This is a genomic window from Stenotrophomonas sp. Ps181 (genome assembly GCF_025697425.1).
Classification (GTDB): domain Bacteria; phylum Pseudomonadota; class Gammaproteobacteria; order Xanthomonadales; family Xanthomonadaceae; genus Stenotrophomonas; species Stenotrophomonas sepilia.
Window position 1 is genome coordinate 342120 of the sequence record NZ_JAHWBI010000003.1, and the last position, 26485, is coordinate 368604.

At 67.2% G+C, this 26485-nt stretch carries 23 protein-coding genes; 13 read left to right on the forward strand and 10 right to left on the reverse strand.

Annotated features, from left to right (window positions below):
* Window positions 1-58: 58 nt before the first annotated feature.
* The 3 genes from KXV01_RS08515 (at window position 59) to KXV01_RS08525 (ending at window position 2727) form a co-directional block, all read left to right on the forward strand.
* Window positions 59-694, forward strand: coding sequence for a DNA-3-methyladenine glycosylase (locus KXV01_RS08515; RefSeq protein WP_100478409.1), 636 nt, complete (start codon window positions 59-61; stop codon window positions 692-694).
* Complete coding sequence (locus KXV01_RS08520) at window positions 694-888, forward strand: hypothetical protein (RefSeq protein ID WP_263467679.1); 195 nt, start codon at window positions 694-696, stop codon at window positions 886-888. The genes KXV01_RS08515 and KXV01_RS08520 overlap by 1 nt, the downstream gene beginning before the upstream one ends.
* Before the next feature lie 120 nt (window positions 889-1008).
* Window positions 1009-2727 (forward strand): diguanylate cyclase, encoded by a 1719-nt coding sequence (locus KXV01_RS08525; RefSeq protein ID WP_263467680.1) that lies wholly within the window; start codon window positions 1009-1011, stop codon window positions 2725-2727.
* Here KXV01_RS08525 and KXV01_RS08530 read toward each other — a convergent pair whose 3' ends face one another.
* Window positions 2728-3519 (reverse strand): exodeoxyribonuclease III, encoded by a 792-nt coding sequence (locus tag KXV01_RS08530; protein ID WP_049410849.1) that lies wholly within the window; start codon window positions 3517-3519, stop codon window positions 2728-2730.
* Between the two features lie 160 nt (window positions 3520-3679).
* On the opposite strand from KXV01_RS08530, the gene KXV01_RS08535 reads away from it, so the two are divergent.
* Entirely contained in the window at window positions 3680-5266 is a 1587-nt protein-coding gene (locus KXV01_RS08535; protein WP_263467681.1) for an alpha-amylase family glycosyl hydrolase, read from the forward strand.
* On the opposite strand, the gene KXV01_RS08540 is transcribed toward KXV01_RS08535, so the two are convergent.
* A complete protein-coding gene (locus tag KXV01_RS08540) occupies window positions 5236-6222 on the reverse strand; it encodes a TIGR03885 family FMN-dependent LLM class oxidoreductase (RefSeq protein WP_111191356.1) in 987 nt (328 codons plus the stop codon). The two genes, KXV01_RS08535 and KXV01_RS08540, sit on opposite strands and share 31 nt — an antisense overlap.
* A gap of 59 nt (window positions 6223-6281) precedes the next feature.
* Here KXV01_RS08540 and KXV01_RS08545 point away from each other — a divergent pair, with 59 nt between their 5' ends.
* From KXV01_RS08545 to KXV01_RS08555, 3 genes are all read left to right on the forward strand, one after another.
* Window positions 6282-6665, forward strand: coding sequence for a sensory rhodopsin transducer (locus tag KXV01_RS08545; RefSeq protein ID WP_049410857.1), 384 nt, complete (start codon window positions 6282-6284; stop codon window positions 6663-6665).
* 100 nt (window positions 6666-6765) lie between these two features.
* Window positions 6766-7632: a glucose 1-dehydrogenase gene (locus tag KXV01_RS08550; protein ID WP_263467682.1), complete on the forward strand. Its 867-nt coding sequence runs from the start codon at window positions 6766-6768 to the stop codon at window positions 7630-7632.
* Window positions 7633-7638: 6 nt separating this feature from the next.
* Window positions 7639-8232, forward strand: a complete 594-nt coding sequence (locus tag KXV01_RS08555; protein ID WP_263467683.1) for a mechanosensitive ion channel family protein — start codon at window positions 7639-7641, stop codon at window positions 8230-8232.
* A gap of 258 nt (window positions 8233-8490) precedes the next feature.
* Here KXV01_RS08555 and KXV01_RS08560 read toward each other — a convergent pair whose 3' ends face one another.
* A complete protein-coding gene (locus KXV01_RS08560; protein WP_049438389.1) occupies window positions 8491-9579 on the reverse strand; it encodes a crosslink repair DNA glycosylase YcaQ family protein in 1089 nt (362 codons plus the stop codon).
* Between the two features lie 45 nt (window positions 9580-9624).
* Window positions 9625-10218: a TetR/AcrR family transcriptional regulator gene (locus tag KXV01_RS08565; protein ID WP_049438388.1), complete on the reverse strand. Its 594-nt coding sequence runs from the start codon at window positions 10216-10218 to the stop codon at window positions 9625-9627.
* Window positions 10219-10457: 239 nt separating this feature from the next.
* Between KXV01_RS08565 and KXV01_RS08570 the strand changes: the two genes are divergently transcribed.
* On the forward strand, window positions 10458-12653 hold the full coding sequence (locus KXV01_RS08570; protein WP_263467684.1) for a TonB-dependent siderophore receptor: 2196 nt from the start codon (window positions 10458-10460) through the stop codon (window positions 12651-12653).
* Window positions 12654-12773: 120 nt separating this feature from the next.
* Here KXV01_RS08570 and KXV01_RS08575 read toward each other — a convergent pair whose 3' ends face one another.
* On the reverse strand, window positions 12774-13130 hold the full coding sequence (locus tag KXV01_RS08575; protein ID WP_164283517.1) for a hypothetical protein: 357 nt from the start codon (window positions 13128-13130) through the stop codon (window positions 12774-12776).
* Window positions 13131-13593: 463 nt separating this feature from the next.
* The gene (locus KXV01_RS08580; protein WP_263467685.1) at window positions 13594-14259 is read right to left on the reverse strand and encodes a TraX family protein; all 666 of its coding nucleotides are present in this window, start codon (window positions 14257-14259) and stop codon (window positions 13594-13596) included.
* Window positions 14260-14373: 114 nt separating this feature from the next.
* Between KXV01_RS08580 and pip the strand changes: the two genes are divergently transcribed.
* Window positions 14374-15330 (forward strand): prolyl aminopeptidase, encoded by a 957-nt coding sequence (gene pip / locus KXV01_RS08585; protein ID WP_263467686.1) that lies wholly within the window; start codon window positions 14374-14376, stop codon window positions 15328-15330.
* Between the two features lie 9 nt (window positions 15331-15339).
* Here pip and KXV01_RS08590 read toward each other — a convergent pair whose 3' ends face one another.
* Genes KXV01_RS08590 through KXV01_RS08605 form a run of 4 tightly spaced genes read right to left on the reverse strand, consistent with a single transcriptional unit; the run spans window position 15340 to window position 21663 of the window.
* Complete coding sequence (locus tag KXV01_RS08590; RefSeq protein ID WP_263467687.1) at window positions 15340-16701, reverse strand: heavy metal sensor histidine kinase; 1362 nt, start codon at window positions 16699-16701, stop codon at window positions 15340-15342.
* The gene (locus KXV01_RS08595; RefSeq protein ID WP_005413570.1) at window positions 16698-17387 is read right to left on the reverse strand and encodes a heavy metal response regulator transcription factor; all 690 of its coding nucleotides are present in this window, start codon (window positions 17385-17387) and stop codon (window positions 16698-16700) included. Before KXV01_RS08595 ends, KXV01_RS08590 begins: the two co-directional genes overlap by 4 nt.
* A complete protein-coding gene (locus KXV01_RS08600) occupies window positions 17384-20497 on the reverse strand; it encodes a multidrug efflux RND transporter permease subunit (RefSeq protein WP_263467688.1) in 3114 nt (1037 codons plus the stop codon). Before KXV01_RS08600 ends, KXV01_RS08595 begins: the two co-directional genes overlap by 4 nt.
* Window positions 20494-21663, reverse strand: coding sequence for an efflux RND transporter periplasmic adaptor subunit (locus tag KXV01_RS08605; protein ID WP_263467689.1), 1170 nt, complete (start codon window positions 21661-21663; stop codon window positions 20494-20496). Before KXV01_RS08605 ends, KXV01_RS08600 begins: the two co-directional genes overlap by 4 nt.
* 262 nt (window positions 21664-21925) lie before the next feature.
* Here KXV01_RS08605 and KXV01_RS08610 point away from each other — a divergent pair, with 262 nt between their 5' ends.
* The 4 genes from KXV01_RS08610 to KXV01_RS08625 all read left to right on the forward strand — a co-directional run bounded on the left by KXV01_RS08610 (window position 21926) and on the right by KXV01_RS08625 (window position 26408).
* Window positions 21926-22225 (forward strand): hypothetical protein, encoded by a 300-nt coding sequence (locus KXV01_RS08610; RefSeq protein WP_263467690.1) that lies wholly within the window; start codon window positions 21926-21928, stop codon window positions 22223-22225.
* 291 nt (window positions 22226-22516) lie between these two features.
* Complete coding sequence (locus tag KXV01_RS08615; protein ID WP_049439874.1) at window positions 22517-22816, forward strand: hypothetical protein; 300 nt, start codon at window positions 22517-22519, stop codon at window positions 22814-22816.
* Window positions 22817-22879: 63 nt separating this feature from the next.
* Complete coding sequence (gene mgtA, locus KXV01_RS08620; protein ID WP_263467691.1) at window positions 22880-25639, forward strand: magnesium-translocating P-type ATPase; 2760 nt, start codon at window positions 22880-22882, stop codon at window positions 25637-25639.
* A gap of 31 nt (window positions 25640-25670) precedes the next feature.
* The gene (locus KXV01_RS08625) at window positions 25671-26408 is read left to right on the forward strand and encodes an MgtC/SapB family protein (protein ID WP_099496019.1); all 738 of its coding nucleotides are present in this window, start codon (window positions 25671-25673) and stop codon (window positions 26406-26408) included.
* The last annotated feature ends 77 nt before the right edge of the window (window positions 26409-26485 follow it).

Genomic DNA, 26485 nt, shown 5'->3' on the forward strand with positions numbered 1-26485 from the left:
CCGTTTCACCTGATCGATGCCACAGTGCCACGGTCTTTCACCCGAGCCTGCCACCACCGTGCCGGACTGGTTGCCCGCCTCCCTGCAGATCCTGCCGCGCCGCTTCTACCGGCGTCCATCGACCGAAGTTGCGCCGGAGCTGCTCAACAAGCTGCTGGTGCGCGACGATGGTCGCACTGGCCGCATCGTCGAGGTTGAAGCCTATGCCGGCAGCGACGATCCCGCCGCGCACTCCTATCGCGGGCCAACGCCGCGCACGGCCAGCATGTTCGGTGAGGCCGGCCACCTCTACGTCTACTTCACGTACGGCATGCACTGGGGCAGCAACGTGGTCTGCGGAGAGGTCGGTGAAGGCGTGGCGGTGCTGCTGCGGGCCGTCGAACCGCTGGCGGGCCTGGAGCGCATGCACGAGCTGCGTCCCGCCGCGCGCCGCGACCACGATCTGGCCAGCGGCCCCGGCAAGCTCTCGCAGGCATTCGGGTTGGACCGCAGCTTCGACGGCGCCGATCTGGTGACAGGCAGCCATGGCATCGTGATCGCCAGCGATGGCACCCCGCCCCCGTCCGACCCGGAAGTTGGTCCACGGATCGGAATCACGCGCGCCGTCGATTTCCCCTGGCGATGGCACGTCCGTGACCACCGTCACGTGTCGGTGCGGCGACGCCGCATCTCCGCCCCCGCAAGGAAACCTTGATGACACCTCTCGACAAGCCGTTGCGACGCGAACTGGAGATCGATGGCCAGGCCTACACCCTGACTGTGGCCCCTGACGGCCTGAAGCTGGTGGAGAAGGGGCGACGCAAGGGCATTGCGTTGCGCTGGCAGGATCTGGTGTCCGGAGACGCGGCGCTGGCAACCGCATTGCAGGCGTCGCTGCGCGAGCACTGAACCGGCGCGCCCACCTCACATCGGCATCACCCCGCCATGGCGATACATAACGCCGTGCGCACTAGCGTAGTCCCAGACAGCTGCCGCAAGCGCCCTCGCCACCCAGCCCTGAAAAGCGCCATGGACGAAGCCGAACGACTGCTCGAAATCGAACGACTGCACCTGTTGGATACGCCGCCGGAGCCGGTGTTCGATGCCATCGTCGCCGCCGCCCGCGCTGCAACCGGCATGACCATGGGCCTGATCAGCGTGGTGGCCGAAGACCGCCAGTGGTTCAAGGCCAACATCGGCCTTGAGGGCGTCAGCGAAACGGCCCGCGAAATTTCCTTTTGCACCCATGCCATACGCCAGGACGAGCTGTTCGAGATACCCGATGCGCGCCAGGACCCACGTTTCTCCACCAATCCGCTGGTGACAGGTGGGCCGCGCATCCGCCACTACGCTGGCATCCCCCTGGGCTCGGCGCACGGCGCACGTATCGGCACGCTGTGCCTGCTCGATCCGATGCCTGGCGTGCTGTCTCCGTCCCAGCGCGAACTGATGGTGCACCTTGCCCGGGTCACCACCCAGGTGCTGGAGCAACGCAGCACGCTGATGGCGCAGGTGGGCCAGGCCAAGGCGCTGCATCGCGAGCTCAAACGCAGCGAAGACTTCCTGGAGCGCACCAACCGCGCCGCCCGGGTGGGCGGCTGGGAGATGGACCTGGTGACCAACGAAGTGCGCTGGACCCGCGAGACCAAGCAGTTGCACGGCGTGCGCAGCAACTTTGAACCGACGCTCGACACCGCGCTGTCGTTCTATCGCGAAGACAGCCGCAACATCATCCGGGCAGCAGTGCAGCGTTGCATCGACGAAGGCACGTCCTGGGAAGTGCAGCTGCCAATGACCACCGCCGACGGGCGCGCGATCTGGACCCGGGTGGTCGGCAGCCGGCAACAGGTCGACGGGCATCCGCGCCTGGTCGGGGCGATCCAGGACATCACGGACGAGCGAGCCGCGCTCGACGCGCTGGAAGCGAGCGAAACCCGCTACCGGCGACTGTTCCACTACAGCCTGGGCCTGATCTGCACCCACACCCTGGAAGGCACATTGACCTCGGTGAATCCGGCGGCCGTGCAATCGCTGGGTTTCGAGGAAAGCCAGATGGTCGGGCGCAGCCTGTGTGACCTGATGCCGCCGGAAAAACGCGAGGGCTTCAAGGCCTACCTCGCTCGGATCCAGGCAAACCACACCGACGCCGGCGTGATCGAGCTGATCGCCGCGGACGGAACGCGCCACTACTGGGCGTATCACAACGTGCTCGACAACGAAGCCAGCCCGCCCTACGTGCTGGGACATGCTCAGGACGTCACCGCGCTGCGGATGCAGGAGCAGCAGCTGCGCGAGATGTCCTTCAAGGATCCGCTCACGCAGTGCTACAACCGGCGTTACCTGCACCGGCTGGATGAACTGATTGACGAGCGCTGGGCCTGCGTGATGTTCGATCTGGACCATTTCAAGCACATCAACGACACCCAGGGCCACAGGCGTGGCGACGCCGTCCTGGTCGAGTTCGCCACGTTCCTGCGCTCACCGCTGGGCAAGGAGGAGACGGTGGTGCGACTGGGCGGCGACGAATTCATGGTGGTACTGGTTGCGCCTGCGGACGGCCGGTTGAGCGAACTGGAGCATTGGTACCAGGACCACGCCGCGCTCTCGCCCAGCGCGTTCTCGATGGGTGCGGCCATCAACACGCCCGGCGAGCCGGTGGCCGACACCATCCAGAAAGCGGACAGCCGCCTGTACCGCACCCGCGCACGGGTACGCCGCGAGCGACGCGAAGACCCAACCGCGCGTTGATCACGCGCTTACCGTCACCCACGCCGGCGCGTGGTCGCTGGCCTTTGCCTGCAGGCGTACCCAGCGGTCGACGCCAGCGTCCTTCAGTCGCTCCGCCAGTACGGGGTTCAACAGCAGATGATCGATGCGCAACCCACGGTCGCGCTCGGCATGCTGGCGGAAATAATCCCAGAAGGTGTAGATCGTGGCGTTGCCGTGCACCTTCCGCAACGCATCGGTCCAGCCCTGCGCCAGCAGCCGTTCAAAGGCCTCGCGCACCTCGGGCTGGAACAGCGCATCGCGGCGCCAGGCCTTGGGGTCGTAGACGTCGGCTTCGGTGGGGATCACGTTGAAATCACCCAGCAGCAGCGCCGGGTGCGGCAGCTCGACCAGGCTGCGCGCATGCCGGATCAGGCGCGCCATCCAGCGCAGCTTGTAGTCGAACCTGGGCCCGGGCTGCGGGTTGCCGTTGGGCAGGTAGAGGGCACCCACGATGACCCCGTGCACCGCCGCCTCCAGGTAGCGGCTCTGCGTGTCGCTGGGCTCGCCGGGCAATCGACGGCGGCTCTCGACCGGCGTGGCCCCCCGTGCCAGCAGTGCCACGCCGTTCCAGCGCGCCTCGCCTTGCCAGAGTGCACCGTACCCAGCCTCCTCCAATGACGCAGCCGGAAACGCGGCGTCGGTCGCCTTCAGTTCCTGCAGGGCAACCACGTCCGGCGATTCCCTGTGCAGCCAGTCCAGCAGCTGTGGCAGGCGCGTGCCGATGCCGTTGACGTTGAACGTGGCAATACGAAGCGTCTTGCGTCGGGCCATGCAGGAAGCCTCCTCGGCGCAGGGAATGAGCGTTCACTGTGCGCGCCCGCGCATGCAGAGTCCGTGGATGCCATGTCACGACAGGGTGCCATCCGTTTCACGAACCGCTGCCACGCGCGACAGCAGGCTGGTCATCCGTGGACAGTGACGGAGAAGCCCCATGGCGGTGCGCCCGCTTCGCGCGATCTACCAGGTCGACCCCTACCTGTTCCGCGACAGCGACGGCCGCGGCTGGGGCACGCTGGATGGCATCACCGAAAAGCTGGACTACCTGCATTGGCTCGGTGTCAGCCACCTGTGGCTGCTGCCGTTCTACTGCAACGCCGGCCGTGACGGTGGCTACGATGTCACCGATCACTACCGCATCGATCCACGCCTGGGCGACCAGGCCGCGTTCCAGCACCTGGTCGATGCTGCCGACGCACGCGGTATCGGCATCATCGTCGAGCTGGTGATGCAGCACACTGCCAGCGCCCACCCGTGGTTCGTCGCCGCGCGGCGGGGCGACCCGGCATGGCGCCGCTGGTACCTGTGGAGCGACCACGTGCCCGACGACGGCCTGCAGCCGATGTTCCCACCGATCGAGGCGTCTGCCTGGACATGGGACGCCGAGGCCGGCGCGTTCAACCGTCACATGTTCTACCGGCACGAGCCAGACCTGGATCTGGCCCATGCGCCAGTACGCGACGAACTGCTGCGGGTGATGACGTTCTGGATGCAGCGCGGCGTGGCCGGCTTCCGCGTGGATGCGGTCCCGTACATGGTCGAGCGCGCCCGCCACGCCGACCCGCGCGACGACGGGTTGTGGCTGCTGGAGGAAATGCGCGCCACGGCAGATGCGCAACAGCCAGGCCTGCCGCTGATCGGCGAAGCGGATGTCAGCGCGCCCCGCTACGGTGACTTCCTGTGCCAGGGCCGGCGGCTTTCGCACCTGCTCGACTTCCATCTGAACAATCATTTCTTCCTGGCCCTGGCGCGCGGCGACGCCAGTGAAGTGGCCCGGGTCATGGCCGAATACGGACCGCAGGCGCCGCCGCACACGCGCATCGCTTGGCTGCGCAACAATGATGAGCTTGACCTGGAGCAGCTTGAGCCGGACGAACGCGAGGCGGTGATGGAGCGCTTCGCGCCCGAACCTGGCATGCGCATCTATCGCCGCGGCATCCGCCGCCGGCTGGCGCCCATGCTGGACGGCGACACCGCGTGGCAGGCCATGGCCTGGGCCGCACTGCTGTCGCTGGGTCAGGTGCCGGTGATCCGCTATGGGGAAGAGATCGGCCTCGGTGACTGCCTGGAGCTGCCAGAACGCAATGCCGTGCGGATGCCGATGCACTGGCACGGTGGACCAGCGGCGGGGTTTACCGATCAACCGCGGCATGCCTGGCGCGTGCCTCCGGCAGACGGCGCTTACGGTTACCGGACGGTGAATGTCGAGGCGCAACGCGCGACGCCCGCCTCGCTGCTGCAGCGCGTGCGCGAGCTGCTGCAGCAACGCAATGCACATCCCGTGCTGCAGCAGGGTCCTCACACGCTCGACCCACCTTCACCTGCGCTGCTGATGCTCCGCTACGGCGAGCCCCCCCACCAGGCACTGGCACTGATCAACTTCGGCGACGACCCGGTTGAGGTAGAGGTGCCCCTGCACGGCCCGCTGCGTACGCTGGTGGGCCACGGCGCCAGGCTGCAGGATCGCCGCTGTTGCCTGCAGGGCCATGGCTATACGTGGCTGGCCGCCGAGGGCGCCTGAGTGCGCAGCGCGGGCAGCACGTGTTCGGCGAAATCATCGATGAAGCGGTCCTGCTCGCGGTTCACGTTGTGCAGATAGATGCGATCGAAGCCCAGTGACTGCAGTTCCTGCAGCCAGGCCCGGTGCTGGCCGAGATCCGCCGAGACATGCACGTGCTGGCGCAGCTCCTCGGCACTGACCGACCGGGCCTGTGCCTCGAACTGCTCGGGCTGGTCCAGGCCTTCGGCCAGTTCCGGTGGCAGGACATTGGCGCTCCACTGCTCCATCGCGCCTTCCAGCGCCGCCTGTTCGGCACGCGCGTAGGAGAGCTTGGCCTGCAGGTACATCGGCTTGCCCCTGCCACCGCCCTGTTCGAACGCCGCCACCACGCGCTGCAACTGCGCCAATGGCTGGCTGATCGTGATCAGGCCGTCGGCCCAGCCCCCCATCCAGCGTGCGGTGTCCTCCGTGACGGCTGCACCCAGCAGCGGCAGGGGAAGTGCCGGCCGGCTGTACAGTCGCGCCTGGCGCACCTGGAAGCCACCGTCGTGGTCGACCTGCTCGCCGCCCCACAGCCGCCGCATCACCTCGGCCGCATCGCGCAGTGCCTTCTGCCGCTCGCGCTTGGCTGGCCACGGCTGGCCGGTGATGCGCTCGTTCAGGGCCTCGCCGGTACCCAGCGCCAACCAGATCCGGCCCGGCGCCAGCTGCTCCAGCGTCGCCGCTGCCTGTGCCACCAAGGCCGGGTGCTGGCGCAGCATCGGGCACGTCACCATGCCCAGGGTCAACGCGCTCTGCACCGCCAGCGCGCCGGCCCACACCCAGCTGTGGCCCGACTGCCCTTGTGCGGTCGTCCACGGGTGAAAATGGTCGGAGCACATCAGGGCCTCGAATCCCGCCTGTTCGGCGCGCAGCGCCAGGCCCAGCAAGGTGGCGGGCGGGAACTGTTCATGCGATGCGTGGTAGCCGATGGTCATCACGGATTCCGTGCGGGGACTGGACACGATGGCAACACCCCTCCAGCTAAAACGGCGTCATGGAAACGAACGCTTCCTGCATCGGGCATCGACGCTGGGCTATCGCCGAAGGCTACATTCCAGCCTGGAGCAACGGCCCGTCACCGGAGATGCAGAGTCACGAAACATGCTGCGTCCTCAATGCCGGCAACGAGGACGCACATGTCACCCTGACCCTCTACTTCGAGGACCGCGATCCGGTGGGCCCCTACCGGATAACGGTGCCGGCGCGGCGCACCTGCCATCTGCGCTTCAACGATCTGCAGGATCCGGCACCTGTGCCGCGCGGCACGGGCTTCGCCACCCTCGTCGAATCCGACCAGCCGATCATCGTGCAGCATACGCGGCTGGATTCACGGCAACCGGCCAACAGCATCATGACCACCATCGCGCATCCATTGTGAAGCCGCGCGCGCAGGCGTCCACGCTGCAACGACACCGCGCCCTCCAGCCGTTTACCCGCTTGGAGGGAGACTGGCGCCGGTTTCCTTTCGGAGAGTGACGATGGCCCTGCCCGATTACCCACGCCCGCCCTTCCAGGCCCAGCAGCAACCCTTCCCCGGCAAGACTGCGCAGATGCAGCCCCGGCCGGACCATGGCGAGGACAGTTATCGCGGGCATGGCCTGCTGCAGGGCAAGAAGGCACTGATCACCGGCGGTGACAGCGGTATCGGCGCGGCGGTGGCGATCGCTTTCGCGCGCGAAGGCGCCGACGTTGCCATCGCATTCCTCGATGGCGAGCAGGACGACGCCCGCCATGTGCAGCAGCAGATCGAACAGGCCGGGCGCAAAGCCGTGCTGGTACCGTGTGACATCAGTGACCCAGCACAGGCGCGCTCGCTCGTAGACCGCGTGGCCAGCGAGCTGGACGGTCTCGACATCCTGGTGAACAACGCTGCCTACCAGCGCTACTACGAGCACTTCGACGACATCACCCTGGATGACTGGAAGCGGACGTTCGATACCAACGTCCATGCCGTGTTCAATCTGACCCGGCTGTGCGTCCCGCACCTGCGCGGTGGCGGTGCGATCATCAACACCGCATCGGTCAATTCCAAGCGACCGACGCCGAACATCCTTCCCTATTCTGCAACCAAAGGTGCCGTCGCCAACCTGACGCTGGGGCTGGCCGGCCTGCTCGCCGAGCAGCAGATCCGCGTCAATGCCGTGCTGCCCGGCCCGATCTGGACGCCGTTCATTCCCGCAGGCATGGCCGCCGAAGAGGTCGAACAGTTCGGCGCGCAGACGCCATTCGGCCGCCCCGGACAGCCGGCCGAGCTGGCCTCGGCCTATGTGATGCTGGCTTCGGACAGCGCCAGCTACACCTCCGGTGCACTGCTGACCATCTCCGGCGGCGCGGCAACACTGTGACTCCTCATGGCCGGATTGCCCGCCTGGATCGAAGACTGGCTGACTGTGGTGGTGCCGGTGGCCGAGGTGCTGGCCATCCTGGGCGTCGCATGGGTGATGGTGCGTGCCCTGGCGTGGCTGCTGGTGCAGGCCCTGCAGCGCGGCAGGCTGGCTCCAGAGCTTCATGTGGGCCTGCGCCGCGGCGGTGCCTTGCTGCTGTATCTGGCGGCTGCGCTGCTGATACTGGAGCGCCTGGGCGTGTCGCGCTCGGTGCTGTGGACCGCGCTGACCGGGTTCATGGCGGTCGGTGCGGTGGCGTTCTTCGCCGCATGGAGCGTGTTGTCCAACCTGTTCTGTTCGTTCCTGATCGTCGCTACGCGCCCGTTCCGCATCAATGACACCATTGAAGTGCTGGAAAGCGTGGACAAGCCGGGCTTGTGCGGTCAGGTGGTTGACATCAACCTGATCTACACCACGCTGAGTGATCGTGGCGAAGGCGCGCGTGGTTGCCTGCTGCGCGTGCCCAACTCCCTGTTCTTCCAGCGCATCACCCGGCACTGGGGTGACGGCGGGTATTCCCAGCTGCCGGGAAGCGTGCCAATCAAAGGCAAGGTGCGCTGAGCAGCTGTAGAGCCGAGATCCTATGTTCGGCTTGCTGGGCGCAGCGCTCGGTGCAGCGCGACCTGAACGGAGTGCAGCCGAGCGCGGGCTCGGCTCTACAGGTGCCATAGCGGGCGGCCCTATTCCGCCGCCAGTGCCTGGATAGGGTCCAGCTGTGCAGCACTCTGTGTGCCGGGAAGCAGCCGAAGCCCTGCCCGATCACAGACGAACACATTAACGCGGCCAGCACCCAGATAGGTACCCATGCGCCGCTTGGCGCTACAGGAACTCCGCCATGCGCTGCAACTCGTCGTCCAGCGCGCCACGAAATGCCTTGTCGCGGGCCAGCGACTTGCCGGCATAACCCACGTTCGGCACCAGCTCACCGCCGCACACGCTCAGGTTGGCCCAGCCCACCACCTGGTCATGCCACAGCACCGGCAGTGCGTAGTACCCATATTGGCGCTTTGGCGCAGGCGTGTAGGCCTCGAACTTGTACACCCAGCCCCACAGCAACTCGAAGCGGCGGCGGTCCCACACTACCGGGTCGAACGGCGCCAGCAGGCGCACCTGTTCGTCCGGTGCATGGCGGCGCGAACGCGGATTCTCGTCCGCCGGCCAGTACCAGGTAGTGCCCTCCAGCGTGCAACTGGCCAGCTGCTGCTTTGCCAGTGCCAATGCTTTGCGGGTCTGCTCGGCCAGGTGGGGGGCACCATAGCCCAGCAGCCGCACCAGATAGGTCAGGCTGGCCGATGGCAGCGGCGCGTACTTGCGCACCACCAGATCAATCAGGGCGGCCGCGCGTTCGACCTGCGACTGCTCGCTGGCATCCGCCTCGGCATGCTCGGCCACGGCGTAGATACGGGTGCCGTTGTCGCGCCGCGCCACGCGCAGCAGGCCACGGTAGTGCATGCCATCCAGCAGATGCGTGCTGGCATTGCTGGTGCCACCCCAGTAATTGGTCACCCGCCCATGCGCGAACGCCTGGTCGACCTCGCGCGGATGCACACTGCCGCGCTCGCGCACGAACGCCAGCACCTCGGCGGCGCGGCGATGGGTCTCGGCGTCCCATTCACGCTTGGCCACGCGCGGGTGCATCAGTGCCAGATGCTCGCGGGGCAGGAAGCCGTAGTTCACCAGGCAGTCCTCTTCCACCGGCAAGCGGCTGTAGCGCCGCTCAAGATCGCCTGCGCGGTAGTGCTTCACCCGGTGCCGCAGGGTCAGGTCCTGCGCGCGTGCAGGTGCCCGGATCGGGTCGGCCTGCACGAAACCCAGCTTCCGGATCGCGGTCAGCAGCGTGGTCGGCTTGAACAGGGTACGCGCCACCGCGTAGCGGCGCAGGTCTTCAAGAGTGGGCGTGACAGGCATGGCCGCATTGTAGATCCACGCCGTGCGTGGATGGCATCACGGTGCTCAGTCCGCGCTCTCCGCGTCCAGCAGCTGCAATGACCCGATCACCAGCGCCTGCATGCCCTGCTTGAACTCGGTGATCACCTGCCCCTCTTCGTCGTCCGCAATCGCGTAGATGGTGTCGGCGCCGGCGATGCAGTAGAAGGCGATCGTGGCCAGCAGCCAGCGCGCCTTGTCCATCGGCAGGCCAAATACCTCGGCCACGTGGGCCTGGTGCGAGGCGATCTTTTCCAGCATCGGCGCGGTCGCCACCGTGCGCCGCAGCAGGTACGGCGGCAGCCCGGGGTGCGCCTTCACCACCTCGCACAACGATTCGACGAAGACCATCAGATAACCCTGCAAGCCGCCCGGCGCATCTGCCGACGCGCGCGGGATCTGCCAGCGCTGGAACACCGCCTCCGCCACCAGGCGCTTCAACGCCTCCAGGTTCGCCACGCGCTTGTACAGCGCCGCCTGGGTTACCGCCAGTTCGGCGGCCACGTTGGCCATGGTCAGGTTGGGCAGACCCAGGCGGATGCCGATGTCGGCCAGGCGCTCGGGGGTGATGGTCGGCGGGCGGCCGCGCGGCGGGACCGTGGTTTCGCGTTGCGTGTTCATACCCTGCCGAGGGTGCCAGCAAAGGGACCCTCTTGTCCGGTTCGGTCGATTTAGTTTATTTTACTCAACTAATTAGGAATGCGTCCGGTTCGCAACCACCGCGCAGCCCGAACCGAGCCCCAGGCTCACTTCCCGCCAGGTCCCCACCCAGCCGACAACCCTGCGCTGCGCGCTCTTCCCGTGCTTGCCGATGGCAGCGCGCCAGGCGCGCTCGCGCCCAAGATTCACAGGACCCTGGCATGACCACGTACCCCTCCTCTTCCCCGCAGAACGGCGCTGCCGCCGCGTCATGCGGCCACGCGCATCTGCACGGCCTGGCCCGGCGCCACCGCGCATCGGCGCTCGCGCTTGGCCTGCTGGCATCATGTGCCGCGCTGGCCGAAACCGCGCCATCCACCCTGCCCTCGGTGCAGGTGCAGGAACAGCGCCGCGTGACGGGGGACTATGCCGGCGGCCAGGTGGCCGCTGGCGGCCGCGTCGGCCTGCTTGGCGACAAGGACTTCATGTATACGCCGTTCAATACGGTCAGCTACACCGAATCTTTCATCCGCGACCGCCAGGCCAAGGACCTGACCGACGTCATCGCCGCCACCGACCCCACCGTTTTCAGCAACGGTGTTACCGGTGCGTGGAGCGAGAACTACGCGATCCGCGGCTTCGCCTCCAGCACCAGCGACACCACCTTCAATGGCCTGATCGGCATGGCGCCGTACTACCGCACCTCACCGGAGATGTTCGAACGCATCGAAGTGCTGAAGGGCCCGTCCGCACTGCTCAACGGCATGCCACCGGGTGGTTCGGTCGGTGGCAGCGTCAACCTGGTGCCCAAGCGTGCAGGCGAGCAGCCGCTGCAGCGGGTCAGCGCCAACTTCGCCTCCGATGCGCAGTTCGGCACCCATGTGGACATCGGTCGCCGCTTGGGCACCGACAAGCAGTTCGGCATCCGCTTCAACGGCGCCTACCGTGATGGCGATGGCGCCGTGGGCAAGCAGCGCAAGAAGGTCCAGCTCGGTTCGCTGGCATTGGACTGGCGCGGCGAACGTGCGCGGCTGTCGGCCGATCTGTACAGCGCCGACGACCGCGTTGATGGCCCCGCGCGTGGTGTCGGCCTCGCGCCGGGCGTGGCCATTCCGCGGCCGCCGCGTGGCGATACGCTGATCAATCCGGACTGGGCCTACGTGGACAGCCAGGACAAGGGCGCGATGCTGCGCGGCGAACTGGATATCAGCGATACCCTGATGGCCTACCTGGCCTACGGCACCAGCAGGACCGACTACCGCTACAACGGTTCGATCAGCGCGCAGATCCTCAATCCGGCCGGCGACTTCACCACGGTGATCGGCCAGCTCGCCTTCGATATCAGGAAGCAGTCCGCAGATGCCGGCCTGCGCGGTTCGTTCCACACCGGCAGCGTCGGCCACCAGTGGGCTGCCAATGTGACCCACTATCAGCACACCCAGAACGACTACGGCCGCCGCAGCGTGCCGGGCTGGGACTGGACCACCAACCTGTACAACCCGGTGTGGGGCCCGGCCGCGCCGTTCGTAGCGCCGCACATCTCGCATAGCGAACTGCGGCTGGACAGCATCGGCGTTGCCGATACCCTGTCCTTCGCCGATGACCGCGTGCAGTTGACGCTGGGTGTGCGCCGCCAGCAGGTGGTCAGCGAGACCTTCAACGTCGCCAGCGGTGCACGCACCTCGCGCTACGACGAGAGCGCCACCACCCCGGCAGCGGCGCTGCTGGTGAAAGCCACCGACACGATCTCCCTCTACACCAACTACATCGAAGGCCTCAGCCAGGGCGCCACCGCGCCGATGACCGCTGCCAATGCCGGTGATGTGTTCGCACCGTTCCGCACCAGGCAGAAGGAGCTGGGCCTGAAGCTGGACCTGGGCAGCTTCGCGCACACCTTCAGCGTGTACGAGATCAAGCGACCGAGCAGTTATACCGACCCGGTCACGAACATCTTCTCGTTTGGCGGCGAGCAACGTAACCGCGGCGTGGAATGGGGCTTCTTCGGCGCACCGATGGACGGCGTGCGCCTGCTCGGTGGCGTGGCCTATGTACAGCCGAAGCTGACCCGCACGGCTGGCGGCGTGAATGAAGGCCGCATGGCCACGGCAATTGCGCAGCGGCAGGCCAAGCTGGGCGTGGAGTGGGATGTGCCCGCGCTGGAAGGCCTGACCCTGACCGGCAATGCCACGGCGATGTCGAAGCAGTACATCAGTGCCGACAACCGTCTGTCGGTGCCGGGGCGCACGTTGTTCGACGTGGGCGCGCGCTACAGCACCACCGTGGCGGGTCGGCCGCTTGCGTTGCGGGCCAGCGTGAACAACGTGACCAACAAGTCGTATTGGGGCATGCCGTTGCTGTCCAGCCTGGCACTGGGTGCACCGAGGACGGTGCTGCTGTCGGCAACGATGGATTTCTAAGCTGGCGTGGAACCCCTGTGGAGCCGAGCCATGCCCGGCTCCGTTTCGTCTGCTGGGCCGAGCATAGGCTCGGCTCTACAGGTCGTCGGGCAATCCGCGAACAAGGTGTGGATCTGCGTTTCATTCCGGCTGCAGGCGATAGATGGCGTGGCTGGTCAACGCCAATGCCGCCAGCTTCAGACCTTCCATCACGCGATCGCCGACGTACTGGTCCGGGCCGCCATTCTGGCGGGCGCGTTCGGCCGCCAGCAGGATCTCCTGCACGATGCGCAGCCCGGCCAGTGCACCGTCGGCGTCGGCCAACGCCAGGCAGCGGCCTGGCAGCTGATGGCGCTCGGGCCAGGGCTGCCCGTCGGCGGCCGCGCCCAACCCGATGCGATGCAGCAGGGCCATCAGGCTGTTGGGATCAGACGCGATGTCGTGCGCTTCATCGGCCTTGGCCGGGGCGCGCTGATGGGGGAATTCCGATGCGTTCATGGCAGGTCTCCGTGCAAGGCATGCGGGACCACCGCCCTTAACAATCAAGGTGGCGGACGGTACGTGGCTGGAAATCCCGTGAGTCAGTGCTATACCCGGGCGGTGGGCTTGCGCCCACCTCCACGCACCGCCCGCCATGGAACGCGAACGGAATGCCAGCCGACGCCGCGAAAGGCGACGCCGGCTGGCAAGCGTAAACAGCACTTACTCAACGGGGTTTCCAGGCCCCGGCCACCCTTTTTCGGTGGCACCTCATCATGTGCACAACGGGGTGGCAGGCGCCAACAACCCACGTGCAAAGACAGCGACGTTTACGCAGCGATGGCATTGTCGCATATCGACAATCGAGCCGAAGATTCAACAACTTGCGCCATGTCAACGGCGGCGTTCCCCACCCGCATCGGCACCATGCGTTCCTTGACCGCATCCGGCTTTCAAGACGCGGGACACGCCAGTTCCGACATTACACAAGCAGATGGGCAATCAACGCCAGCACCGCCAGATGTCCCACGTAGTACCCGTAGAACACCCACCGCCAGCGCGGCAGTGGCCAATTCACCCGCGCGGCCAGCAGCACCACCGGAACGGCCAGCAGCGCCCAGCCGTTGTGGTTCGCCCAGCACACCGCTGCGAGCCCGGCCAGCAGCAGCCACCACGCCCGATGCCGGAACGCGATCCAGGCCAGCAGCACGGCGCCAACGCCGGCCCACTGGTAGTCCACGAACATCGGCAGCACGCCGGCAGCCAGCAACAGCAGCACAGGCCGATGGTTCGCCAGCGCATGCACGGCCACCGCAGCCAAAGTGAAGGTAAGCAGGATGTTGAGCGGCAGCCAGGAACCGAACGCGAAAGCGTGCAACGGCTGCGCGATCAGCCCCCATAGTGCCAACCGGCGTATCGACTTGCGCAGGTCGGCCCCGGGCTGGGCCAGGTTGCAGGCCATCACCAGCGCGAACAGCGGGAACGCGATACGCCCCAGTTCGCTGACCACCGGCACGTAGCCGCCGAAGACCACCTTGGCCACGTGGTCGCCGGTCATGGCCAGCAGTGCGACCCACTTCAGCAGCTCGCGCGCGCCGCTGCCGAGGGTGAGGTTGAAGGTGGACGTCCCGGCCGTGGTCGCTTGCATCGCGGAAGCTTATGCGCATCGGCCAGCCCATTTCCAGCGCCGCGCAGGAGTCCGTCGCTGCAGCCAGCAGGTCGCGGCGCTATGCTGGCCGACCCTGCTTGTGAGGCCCCCGCCATGCGCACCCTGTACCCCGCCATCGAGCCCTACCGCGAGTTCACCCTGAAGGTGAGCGATCTGCACACGCTGCACATCGAAGAGTGCGGCACGCCGGAGGGCATCCCGGTGGTGTACCTGCATGGCGGCCCGGGCGCTGGTATCTCGCCGACCCATCGCCGCTTCTTCAACCCGGCGCGCTACCGCATCGTGTTGATCGACCAGCGCGGCAGCGGCCGTTCCACGCCGTTCGGCGAGCTGCGCGACAACACCACGCAGGACCTGGTGGCGGACATCGAAAAGGTGCGTGAGCACCTGGGCATCGAGCGCTGGCTGGTCTATGGCGGCTCGTGGGGCTCCACGCTGTCGCTGGCCTACGCGCAGGCACATCCCGAGCGCGCCACCGGCCTGATCGTGCGCGGCGTATTCCTCGGCCGCGAAATGGAGAACCGCTGGTTCGCCGAGGCCAACGGTGGTGCGCGCTGGATCTTCCCGGAGCGCTGGGACCGCTATGAGGCCTACATACCAGAGGCCGAGCGTGGTGACATGATCGCAGCCTACTGGTCGCGGCTGGACAGCGCGGACGAGACGACCCGCATCGAAGCCGCGCAGGCCTGGCTGGGCTGGGAAGACAACGCCGCCACCCTGCAGCACGACGTGGATGCGCAATCCACCGATGATCCGCTGGATACGCTGGCCAAGGCTCGTATTGAAGCGCACTACTTCCGCAACGGCATCTTCCTGGAACCCGACCAGCTGCTGCGCGATATCGATCGCATCCGCCACCTGCCCGGCGTGATCGTGCAAGGGCGCTACGACATCATCTGCCCGCCACGCAGCGCGTGGGACCTGGCCAAGGCCTGGCCGGAAGCGCGCCTGGAGATGGTGACCTCCGGCCACAGCGCCAACGAGCCGGCCACGGTCGATGCGCTGGTGCGGGCCACGGATGCGTTTGCCGACCGGTTCGGCAACGGCTGACCCGCAGCGTCAACACGCCACCGTGAACCCCACCGTGGTCAGCCCGTCGCGGCTGGCCACGAACACATCGCCACCATGCAGCACGGCGATGGCCTTGACGATCGACAGGCCCAGGCCGTGGTGGCGTTCGCCCCGGTACTCGCGGGCCTGGTCAACCCGGTAGAAACGCTCGAACAACAGCGGCAGGTGCTCGGCGGCGATGCCATCGCCTTCGTTCAACACCGCAATGCGCGCGCCCTTGCCTTCGGCCTGCAGCTGTACCCGCACCGCGGTACCGGCCCGCGCATGCTGCACGGCGTTGTGCAGCAGGTTGGTCAGGGCACGCCGGAACAGCGATGGATCGATGCTGGCGGTCGCATCACCCTCGATGCGGAGGGTCAGCCCGGCTTCCTCGAACAGGAATTCAAGGAAGTCCCCGGCGGCGGCCACTTCGTCGGCCAGCGCCACCGGCCGGGTCTCCATCGCGATGTCGCCCTGCCCGGCCCGCGACAGGAACAGCATGTCGTTGACGATGGCGCGCAGCCGCTCCAGCTCTTCCAGGTTGGACTGCATCACGTCCTGCAGCTGCGCGTTGTCGCGCGGCCGTGACAGGGCCACCTGGGTCTGCCCCATCAGGTTGGCCAGCGGCGTGCGCAGCTCATGCGCCACGTCTGCGTTGAACGCATCCAGCCGCGTGTAGGCGGCCTCGAGGCGATCCAGTGCACCGTTGAAGGCATGCGTCAGGTGCCCCAGCTCTGCCGGCAACGCCTGTGTGCCGAGCCGCTGTGACAACCGCTGTGGGCTGAGTGAGCGCGCCTCGTCCGAAAGCGCGCGCAACGGGGCCAGTCCCAGGCGCGCGATCCAGTAGCCGAGGCCGGCCACCAGCAGCACGCCCAGCCCGCCGGCAACCCACAGCGCCACGGCGAAGCGCTGCAAGGCATGCGTGTACGGTTCGGAGTCGATACCGATCCACAGGTCCACCGCCGGCCGCACGCCCTTGCCGTGCACGCGCTCATACAGCGTACGCAGCGGATGCTGGCCCTCGCGCTGCAACGTGCCCATGCCGCTGTCGTGGCCGTTGGGTGGCTGCACCTGTGGGCGCTCACTACCGATGCGGAAGGTCGGGTCGTCACTCCAGGCCCAGACCAGCGTGTCGCGGTCGCCGGAAATCAGGTTGCCGACCTTGTCGCGCACCTTGCTCCAGCGTTCGCGGGTATCGCACATCGCCACACTGCCGCTGACCGCGTGCAGCTTGGTCTGCAGCTCGGCGTGCTGGTAACGCACCACCTGCCGTTCCAGCACGCCATACACGCCGATGCCCAGCAGGGCGAATACCAGCAGCGCGGCCAGCGCGAACATCGCCGACAGGCGCTGGGCGATCGACCACCTCATCGACCATCACCCTCATCATCGCGCACCTCCAGCACGTAGCCCATGCCGCGCACCGTATGCAGCAGCTTGCTGGGGTACGGGCCGTCAAGCTTGCTGCGCAGGCGCTTGATCGCCACTTCCACCACGTTGGTGTTGCTGTCGAAATTGATGTCCCAGACCTGCGCAGCGATCACTGTCTTGGACAGGATCTGCCCGCGCCGCTGCGCAAGCAGGGCCAGCAGCGCGAATTCCTTGCCGGTCAGGTCCAGTCGCGCACCGTCACGATAGGCGCGGCGCGCCAGCAGGTTGACCTGCAGGTCGCCCACCTGAAGTTCGGTCGGCTCCTGCTGGCGGCCGCGCCGGACCAGCGCCTGCAGGCGCGCCAGCAGTTCGATGAACGAGAACGGCTTGACCAGGTAGTCGTCGGCACCCTGCCCCAGCCCGTGCACGCGGTCATCCACGCGGTCGCGCGCGGTCAGCATGATCACCGGGGTCTGCTTGCTGCGGCGCAGTTCGCGCAGCACGTTGAAGCCGTCCATGCCGGGCAGCATCACGTCCAGCACGATCACGTCGTAGTCGAACTCGCGGGCAAGGTGCAGGCCGGTCACGCCGTCGGCGGCCAGGTCGACCGCCCAGCCCTGCTCGCCCAGGCCGGTGCGCAGGTAGTGGGCGGTCTTGCTCTCATCCTCGACGATCAGCAGTTTCATCCGGGCTCCGTCAGCGCGGCACCGGCGGCCGCCCTGCGTTCGCGTGGGCGCTGCAGGAACAGCCGGTCCAGGGCCAGGTAGATCACCGGGGTACTGTACAGGGTCAGCAACTGGCTGATCAGCAAGCCACCCACCACCGCCACACCCAGCGGCTGGCGCAGCTCCGAGCCGGTGCCGAAGCCGATCATCAGCGGAATGGCACCCAGCAGCGCCGCCAACGTCGTCATCATGATCGGGCGGAAGCGGGTCAGGCAGGCCTCGTGGATGGCCTGCAGCGGGGTCAACCCGCGGTTGCGCTGGGCATCCAGCGCGAAGTCGACCATCAGGATGCCGTTCTTCTTGACGATGCCGATCAGCAGCACGATGCCGATCAGCGCCATGATCGAGAAATCCAGCCCCCACAGCCACAGCATCAGCACGGCACCGATACCGGCCGACGGCAGCGTGGACAGGATGGTGAGCGGGTGCACGAAGCTCTCGTACAGCACACCGAGGATGATGTAGACGGCCAGCAGCGCGGCCAGAATGAGCAACGGCTGGCTGGCCAGCGATTCCTGGAACGCCTGTGCGGTGCCCTGGAAGCGCCCGTTGATGCTGTCGGGCATGCCGATCTGCGCCTGTGCCTGCTCGACCAGGGTAACCGCCTCACCCAGCGAGACGCCCGGCGCCAGGTTGAACGACAGGTTCACCGCCGGCAGCATGCCGTTGTGGCTGATCGACAGCGGCCCGTTGCCCGGTGGCTGCACCTGGGCCACCGCCGACAGCGGTACCATCTGCCCGGTCAGCGGCGAACGCAGGTGGAAGTAGGACAGCGCATCGACCTGGCCAAGCAGGCCGGGCGCGATCTCCAGAATCACCCGGTACTGGTTGGTCTCGGTCTGGAACTCGTTGATCTGGCGCTGGCCGAACGCATCGTAGAGCACCTGGTCGATATCGTTGGCAGTAAGTCCGAAGCGTGCCGCAGCAGTGCGATCGATCTGCAGCCGGGTAACGCTGGCGCCGACCTGCTGATCGTTGGACACGTCACGCAGCTGCGGCAACCCCCGCAGGCGTTCGGTCAGCTGCTCGGCCCAGCGTGACAGCTCCCTGCTGTCCTGGCCGCGCAGTGCGTACTGGTACTGCGTACGCGCCGGCCCCGCGCCCAGGTTGATATCCTGCGCGGCCCGCATGTACACGGTGATGCCCGGCACGCTGGCCATCTTCGCGCGCAGCCGGTCGATGAAGCCGTGCACGTCCACGTCGCGGTCGCCGCGGTCCTTCAGGATGAACCAGAAGCGGCCATTGGACAGGGTCTGGCTGCCACCGGTAGCACCCACCGCATGGTTGTAGGCCTGCAGCGCTGGATCCTCGGCGGCGATCTTCGCCAGCTGCTGGTGCTTGGCCGCCATCTCCTCGAAGCCGATGTCCTGTGCCGCTTCGGTGGTGGCGAACACGAAGGCGGTGTCCTGCAGCGGAAAGAAGCCCTTCGGGATCACCACGTACGAGGCCACCGCTACCGCGACCGTCGCGCCGAAGCCGAGCAGGACCAGCCGCTGGTGGCCCAACGCCCACTGCAGGCTGCGGTCGTAGCCGGCCAACAGGCGCCCGGCCAGCGTGTCCTGGCCGTCGCGATGGGCCGGCATGCGCTTCATCAGGTGCGCAGCCATCATCGGCGCCAGCGTCAGCGAGGCCACGATGGAGATCAGGATCGCGACCGTGATGGTCATCGCGAACTCCGCGAACAGGCGCCCGACCACGCCGCCCATGAACAGCAGCGGGATGAACGCCGCGATCAGCGACAGGCTGATCGACACCACGGTGAAGCCGATTTCCTCGGCACCCTTCAGTGCCGCTTCCACGGGCCCCAAACCGGCCTCGCGATGGCGGTGGATGTTCTCCACCACCACGATGGCGTCGTCCACCACGAAGCCGACCGCTACCACCAGTGCGACCAGGGTGAGGTTGTTGAGGCTGAAGCCGGCCACATACATTGCGGCGAACGTGGCGACCAGCGCTACGACCAGCACCGCACCGACGATGAGCGTGGCCGAGAGCTGGCGCAGGAACAGCCCCATCACCAGCACCACCAGGACGATGGTCAGCACCAGGGTGACCTCCACCTCGTGCAGCGACGCGCGGATGGTGCGCGTGCGGTCGTTGAGCACTTCCACATCGACGCTGGCCGGCAGGTTGGCGCGCAGCTCCGGCAAGGCGGCCAGTACCGCATCGGTGGTGCGAACGATATTCGCGCCCGGCTGCCGGCTGATGATCAGGCCCACGCCCGGCTGCCCGTTCGGCCACGCCTGCACATAGGCGTTCTCGGCACCGTCGACCACTTGCGCGACATCGCCCAGCGTAACCGGCGAACCCTGCCGGTAGGCGACCACCAGCTGGCGGTAGTCCTGGGCATCGAACAGCTGGTCGTTGGCCTCGAAGGTGGACGTGCGCTGTTCGCCCATCAGCGCGCCCTTGGCCTGGTTGAGGCTGGCGTTCTGGGCCACGCCGCGCAGGTCGGACAGGGTCATGCCCATCGCTGCCAGCCGCTCCGGCTGGGCCTGGATGCGGATGGCCGGGCGCTGCTGGCCGACGATACTGACCTCGGACACGCCACTGATCTGGCTGATCGAACGCGCCAGGCGGCTCTCGGCCAGGTCGCTCAGCTCGGTCATCGACACCTGTGCCGAGACCACGCTGAGCACCAGGATCGGGCTGTCGGCCGGGTTGACCTTGCGCCAGGTCGGCAGGTTCGGCAGGTCGCTGGGCAGGCGCCCGGCCGCCGCATTGATTGCCGCCTGTACTTCCTGTGCGGCGGTATCGATGTTCTTTTCCAGATCGAACTGCAGCGTGATCGAGGTGCTACCGAGCGCGCTGGTGGAGGTCATCTCGATGATGCCGGGCACGCCGGTCAGCTGCGTTTCCAGTGGCGTAGCCACCGCCGACGCCATGGTCTCGGCGCTGGCGCCGGGCAGGCTGGCATTGACGCGGATGGTCGGGAATTCCGCTTCAGGCAGAGGTGCCACCGGCAACCGTGGCAACGCGGCCACGCCGAGCAGTATCACCGCCAGCGTCAGCAGCGTGGTGGCCACCGGATGCCGGACGAACCAGCTGGACAGCGAAACGCGGGTGCTCATGGTGCGGCCCCGGCCCTGGCAACCGGTGCGCCGGCTTCAGTGACGACCACACCCGGGCGCAGGCGCGACTGGCCATCGCGCACGATTACATCACCCACCCGCAGCTCGCCCTGTATGGCCACCTGCCCGTTCTCGGCTTCACCGACGGTGACCGGTAGCACCTCGACGCTCCCATCTCCCACTACGCGGTAGACGAAGCTGCCCTCGACACCGCGCTGGATTGCGGCAGCGTCCACCACCAGTGCGTCCGTGGTCTGGCCGATGCGTACCCGCACGCTGACCAGCTGCCCGGGCCACAGCCGGTCGTCGGCATTGGCGAAGCGGGCACGCAACCGCACCGTGCCGGAGGTCTCGTCGATCTGATTGTCGATCACCTGCAGGGTGCCTTCGGCGAGGCGCTGGCCACCATCGCGTTCCAGCGCCTGCACCGCCACGTCGCCGGCAGCCAGTGCCTGCCGCAGCTGCGGCAACGCGTCCTGCGGCAGCGCGAACACCACCGAGATCGGATCTGTCTGCTGCACCGTCACCAGTCCCTGCGTATCGGTGGCACGCACCAGGTTGCCGGGGTCCACCTGGCGCAGACCGATGCGGCCATCCATCGGCGCCAGGATACGGGTGTACGACAGCTGCACCTGTGCGGCATCCACCGCCGACTGATTGCCACGCCCGGTGGCCTGCAGCTGCTGCACCGTGGCCACCTGCTGCTCCAGCATCTGCCGCGAAACCAGCTGGTCGGTAGACAGGTGCTGCAGCCGCGCCAGGTCCGAGCGCGCGGCATCCAGCGTGGCACGGTCGCGAACCACCGCAGCCTGTGCGCCACCCAGGTCGGCACGGATCGCGCGATCATCGATACGGGCCAGCAACTGGCCCTTGCGCACCTTCTGGCCCTCCTCGAACAGCACCTCGGTCAGAACGCCATCGACCTGCGGCCGCAGCACGGCGCTCTGCAACGACTGCACCGTGCCTACGCCGCTGCGCCAATGGGCTACGTCGCGCTGCTCGACACGGCCGGTCACCACCGGTACCGGCGGCGGCGCGTTGGCCGGTTGCGCGTCGCTGCGCGACACACCCTGGAACAGCATCACCAGCGACAACACCACCAGCAGCAACGCGCCCAGGACAAGGTGGCGGCGACGCATTCGTGCGGACAGGAAGGGAATTCGCATGACAGGGATCCATACCGGTGCCGGCGCGGGGGCTGCGCGGGCCTGATGCCATCCTCCCGGCTGGCCTCCGGCGCCTCGCTGTCGCCTGCCTGACAATTTCGTCAGGTGCGGCCGGTACACGCATGGGGCGTGCGGGTGAACGGTGGCCCACCGCCATCTGGCGACCCGGTCGGTTCTTCGCAGCTCGCTTACAGATCCGGGCCGAATATCCGGCCGTGGCCATCCACACCCGTGGCCCGCGTCCCCACTTCTGGAGCCTGTCATGACCGGTATTCGCTACGTTCCTGCTGTCCTCGTCATCACCATCGGCCTGCTGCTGGGCGCCTGTTCCAGGACCCAGGAGGCAAGCAAGGCCACCGCCGCCGAGGACGTCACCGAAGTGAAGCTGATACCGCCTTATGAGTCGCTGGACAAGGACAAGGATGGCATTGTCACCCTGGCGGAAGTCGATGCAGTGGCGCCGGACTGGGCCGAGCGACTGCACGCCTGCGATACCGACCGCAACAGGGCGCTGAGCCGCGGCGAGTATGACGTGTGCAGGCAGACCAGCGGCGCGCATTGACCCAGCACTGAACCTCAATTGGCGCTGCGCATGCCCGGCTATACCAAGGTATAGCCGGGCTAACCCACGGGCCTCTAGGCCTGCCCCATTCAGGGGCGGACAATAGCGCCACTGGCCAGGGCAACCCTGGCTGGAACCCTCCCCTCATGGAGACGCAGATGGACCCCGACCCTGCCGGGCGCACCGCGCCCCGGATGACCGCTTGTTGCCTGTTCCTGGCGCCTGCCCGCCGGTCCCTGCCTGCCTGAGTGACGGGGACCGCCAGGCGCCGCCTGCCTGGAGATCGCCCCCATGTCCTACAAGATCCTCTACATCACCGTGCGCCGCATGATCGGCGAGCGCGATGTCGCCGCCCTGCGCAGCCAGCTGCTGCAGCACGGCCCCGTGATGTTCGCCCGTTCGCTGTCGCTCGGTTCGCCGCGTGTGGTAGCCGATGCACTGTCGCTGCTGCCGATCAGCGAGCGCATCAATGTGCTGCGCCACCTGCCCTATCCCCTGCGCGACGCGATGAAGCCACTGTGCATCGGTGGCAGCCAGCGCCTGCGCATGCAGCCGTGGTCGCCGGCGGTTCTGGCGATGCGCCACGCCTGATCTGTCTCACCCATCCCGTTCGTGTTCCGGCTGCGGCCGGCTCTGACATTCGAGGAGCGTCCCATGAGCCTGCTCAACGCCTGGTTCAACGCCTTCCTGCGCAGCCGCCGCGCAGGCAACCTGTTCCGCCGCCGTGCGATGCCCGAAGCCGGGCTCGGCCCAGGCAACGCCGAGGCCGCGCCGTTCGCGCTCACCACCGGCCTGGTCACCCTTGCCCAGCAGGATGAGACCCAGCTGCTGGCCACGCTGGGGTCGCATGCCGATGGCCTCAGCCCGCACGAGGCCGGGGAGCGGCTGGCCACGCTCGGCCCCAACGAGGTGGATCACGAAAAGCCGCTGCCGTGGTGGCGGCACCTTTGGCAGTGCTACCGCAACCCGTTCAACCTGCTGCTGACCGTGCTGGCGGCGGTGTCCTGGCTGACCGAGGACATCAAGGCGACGATCGTCATCGGTGCGATGGTGCTGCTGTCCACGCTGATCCGCTTCGCGCAGGAGGGTCGTTCGAACCGGGCGGCCGAGCGGCTGAAGGCCCTGGTCGGCAACACCGCACGCGTGCTGCGGCGCAATCCCGGCACCGAGGCGGCCGACGTGGCCGACCAGTACTTCGGCGCGCACCTGCACAGCCGTCGCCCGGCACGCCTGCTGGACCTGCCGATCCGTGAACTGGTACCCGGCGACCACATTGTGCTGTCGGCCGGCGACATGATTCCGGCCGACTGCCGCGTGCTGACCGCCAAGGACCTGTTCGTGGCGCAGGCGGCGATGACCGGCGAGTCGCTGCCGGTGGAGAAGTTCGCGCACCCGGGCGATGGCCTGGCCGGCCTGCTGGAACAGCACAACCTGCTGTTCATGGGTACCAACGTGGTGTCCGGTACCGCCACCGCCATTGTGCTGGCCACCGGCAACCGCACCTACTTCGGCACGCTGGCCCAGCGCAGCACTGCAACCGACCGTGCGCCGACCGCGTTCCAGGCCGGCGTCAACAGTGTCAGCTGGCTGCTGATCCGCTTCGCGCTGGTGATGGTGCCGTTCGTGCTGCTGATCAACGGCTGGACCAAGGGCGACTGGACCGAGGCATTCCTGTTCGCGCTGTCGGTGGCGGTGGGCCTGACGCCGGAGATGCTGCCGATGATCGTCACCTCCACCCTGGCCAAGGGTGCGGTGCTGCTGTCGCGGCGCAAGGTGATCGTCAAGCGCCTGGATGCGATCCAGAACTTCGGCGCGATGGAAGTGCTGTGCACCGACAAAACTGGCACGCTCACCCAGGACAGGATCGCGCTGGAGCGCCACACCGATGTGTTCGGTCACGATTCGGAAGACGTGCTGAAGTTCGCCTACCTCAACAGCCACTTCCAGACCGGCCTGATCAATCTGCTGGACCGCGCGGTGCTGGAGCACGTGGAGCTGCAGAGTTCGCTGCGGCTGTCGCAGGACTACCACAAGGTGGACGAGATCCCGTTCGACTTCGAGCGCCGCCGCATGTCGGTGGTGGTCTCCGAGCGCGAGGATCACCACGAGCTGATCTGCAAGGGTGCCGTGGAAGAGATGCTGGCGGTGTGCAGCACCGTGCGTGAGAACGGCCAGGACATGCCGCTGGACGAGCACCGCCTGGCCCGCGTGCGGCAGACCACCGAGGAACTGAACGAACAGGGCCTGCGCGTAGTGGCGGTGGCGATGAAGGAAACCGCTGCCAGCCAGACCACCTATTCGCAGGCCGACGAATGTGGGCTGACCCTGGTCGGCTACGTGGCCTTCCTGGACCCGCCGAAGGAATCGGCTGCGCAGGCACTGCAGGCGCTGGCCGCGCATGGCGTGGAGGTCAAGGTCTTCACCGGTGACAACGAGCTGGTGACCGCCCGTGTCTGCGCACAGGTGGGGCTGGACGCGGACACCATCCTGACCGGCCCGCAGATCGAGCGCATGGATGACGGCGCGCTGGCGCGGGCGCTGCACCACCATCGCGTGTTCGCCCGGCTGACACCGCTGCACAAGGAGCGCCTGGTGCGAGAGTTGCGCGCACGGGGCAAGGTGGTCGGCTTCCTCGGCGACGGCATCAACGATGCACCGGCGCTGCGCGCGGCCGATATCGGCATCAGCGTGGACAGTGCGGTGGACATCGCCAAGGAGGCGGCCGACATCATCCTGCTGGAAAAGAACCTGATGGTTCTGGAGGAAGGCGTCATCCAGGGCCGGCGCACGTTCAACAACATGCTCAAGTACATCCGCATGACCGCCAGCTCCAACTTCGGCAATGTGTTCTCGGTGCTGGTGGCGTCGGCCTTCCTGCCGTTCCTGCCGATGCTGCCGCTGCAGCTGCTGGTGCAGAACCTGCTGTACGACATCTCGCAGATTGCCATTCCGTTCGACAACGTGGATGAGGAACTGGTGCGCAGGCCGCTGAAGTGGAACCCGGCGGACATCGGCCGCTTCATGGTGTTCTTCGGGCCGATCAGCTCGATTTTCGACCTGACCTGCTTCGCGCTGATGTGGTACGTGTTCGATGCGCGCACGCCGGCCGACCAGGGCCTGTTCCAGTCCGGCTGGTTCGTGGTCGGCCTGCTGACCCAGACGCTGATCGTGCACATGATCCGCACGCCGAAGCTGCCGTTCCTGCAGAGCATCGCCGCGCCGCCGCTGCTGCTGATGACCGGCCTGATCATGACCGTTGGCGTGTTCCTGCCGATGAGCCCGCTGGCCGGCTACTTCAAGCTGCAGGCACTGCCGGCTGGCTACTGGCCGTTCCTGGTGGCGATCCTGTTCGGCTATGCGGTGCTGACCACTGCGCTGAAGCGGTTCTACATCCGTCGTTACGGCTGGCAGTAAGCGCCCGCCGCTTTGTCCAGGGAGAAACACAATGGACATCAATCCCAACCTGCCGGCGTTCAACGCCGGCGCCACGCTCAGCTCGCTGATCAGCCTGTCGGTGGCGTTCGTGCTGGGCACGGTCATCGGCCTGGAACGGCAGCTGCGGCAACGCACCGCCGGCCTGCGTACCAATACGCTGGTGGCGGTGGGGGCGGCGGTGTTCGTCGATCTGGCGGTGCGCTTCCATGACCTGTACGGCGGCCCGCCGTCACCGCTGCATGTGGTGGCCTATGTGATCTCCGGCGTTGGCTTCCTCGGTGCCGGCGCGATCATGAAGGACGGCGCCCAGGTGTCCGGCCTGAACACTGCGGCCACCCTGTGGGGATCGGCGGCGGTGGGTGCGTGCGCGGGCATCAAGCTGCTGCCGGAAGCGGTGATGGCTGCGGTGTTCGTGCTGGCCGCCAACACCCTGCTGCGGCCGTTGGTGAACCGCATCCAGCGGCAGCCGCTGCCGGAAGCGTTCAGCGAGGCGACCTATGCGATCAGCGTGGTGTGCCAGCGCGAACAGCAGGCCGAGGTGCTGGACCGGCTGTTGCTGCTGCTTGAGCAGGCGCAGTACCCGGTGCGCGCGGTGGACCAGCGCCCGTTCGGCGAGCGCGATGTGGAGATTGAAGCGGTGTTGTATGCCACCACGGTGGATGCCGGTGAACTGGATGCGGTGCTGGCCACGCTGGCGGCGACGCCCGGCGTCCTGCAGGGATTCTGGAACGCCAGCCTGGAAGAGTAGTGCCGGCCGCTGGCCGGCAACCGGATGATCCGCGGACGCACCGTGCATCGCTTTGGTGGGTGCCGACCGTTGGCGGT

Bases quoted from the DNA above. Each gene is read 5' to 3' on its own strand.
- KXV01_RS08610 (WP_263467690.1), top strand. From the start codon at position 21,926: ATGACCGGTATTCGCTACGTTCCTGCTGTCCTCGTCATCACCATCGGC.
- KXV01_RS08565 (WP_049438388.1), bottom strand. From the start codon at position 10,218: ATGAACACGCAACGCGAAACCACGGTCCCGCCGCGCGGCCGCCCGCCG.
- KXV01_RS08560 (WP_049438389.1), bottom strand. From the start codon at position 9,579: ATGCCTGTCACGCCCACTCTTGAAGACCTGCGCCGCTACGCGGTGGCG.
- KXV01_RS08525 (WP_263467680.1), top strand. From the start codon at position 1,009: ATGGACGAAGCCGAACGACTGCTCGAAATCGAACGACTGCACCTGTTG.
- KXV01_RS08555 (WP_263467683.1), top strand. From the start codon at position 7,639: ATGGCCGGATTGCCCGCCTGGATCGAAGACTGGCTGACTGTGGTGGTG.
- KXV01_RS08625 (WP_099496019.1), top strand. From the start codon at position 25,671: ATGGACATCAATCCCAACCTGCCGGCGTTCAACGCCGGCGCCACGCTC.
- mgtA (WP_263467691.1), top strand. From the start codon at position 22,880: ATGAGCCTGCTCAACGCCTGGTTCAACGCCTTCCTGCGCAGCCGCCGC.
- KXV01_RS08535 (WP_263467681.1), top strand. From the start codon at position 3,680: ATGGCGGTGCGCCCGCTTCGCGCGATCTACCAGGTCGACCCCTACCTG.
- KXV01_RS08545 (WP_049410857.1), top strand. From the start codon at position 6,282: ATGGAAACGAACGCTTCCTGCATCGGGCATCGACGCTGGGCTATCGCC.
- KXV01_RS08580 (WP_263467685.1), bottom strand. From the start codon at position 14,259: ATGCAAGCGACCACGGCCGGGACGTCCACCTTCAACCTCACCCTCGGC.
- KXV01_RS08595 (WP_005413570.1), bottom strand. From the start codon at position 17,387: ATGAAACTGCTGATCGTCGAGGATGAGAGCAAGACCGCCCACTACCTG.
- KXV01_RS08590 (WP_263467687.1), bottom strand. From the start codon at position 16,701: ATGAGGTGGTCGATCGCCCAGCGCCTGTCGGCGATGTTCGCGCTGGCC.
- KXV01_RS08550 (WP_263467682.1), top strand. From the start codon at position 6,766: ATGGCCCTGCCCGATTACCCACGCCCGCCCTTCCAGGCCCAGCAGCAA.
- pip (WP_263467686.1), top strand. From the start codon at position 14,374: ATGCGCACCCTGTACCCCGCCATCGAGCCCTACCGCGAGTTCACCCTG.
- KXV01_RS08600 (WP_263467688.1), bottom strand. From the start codon at position 20,497: ATGAGCACCCGCGTTTCGCTGTCCAGCTGGTTCGTCCGGCATCCGGTG.
- KXV01_RS08540 (WP_111191356.1), bottom strand. From the start codon at position 6,222: ATGACCATCGGCTACCACGCATCGCATGAACAGTTCCCGCCCGCCACC.
- KXV01_RS08615 (WP_049439874.1), top strand. From the start codon at position 22,517: ATGTCCTACAAGATCCTCTACATCACCGTGCGCCGCATGATCGGCGAG.
- KXV01_RS08570 (WP_263467684.1), top strand. From the start codon at position 10,458: ATGACCACGTACCCCTCCTCTTCCCCGCAGAACGGCGCTGCCGCCGCG.
- KXV01_RS08520 (WP_263467679.1), top strand. From the start codon at position 694: ATGACACCTCTCGACAAGCCGTTGCGACGCGAACTGGAGATCGATGGC.
- KXV01_RS08530 (WP_049410849.1), bottom strand. From the start codon at position 3,519: ATGGCCCGACGCAAGACGCTTCGTATTGCCACGTTCAACGTCAACGGC.
- KXV01_RS08605 (WP_263467689.1), bottom strand. From the start codon at position 21,663: ATGCGAATTCCCTTCCTGTCCGCACGAATGCGTCGCCGCCACCTTGTC.
- KXV01_RS08575 (WP_164283517.1), bottom strand. From the start codon at position 13,130: ATGAACGCATCGGAATTCCCCCATCAGCGCGCCCCGGCCAAGGCCGAT.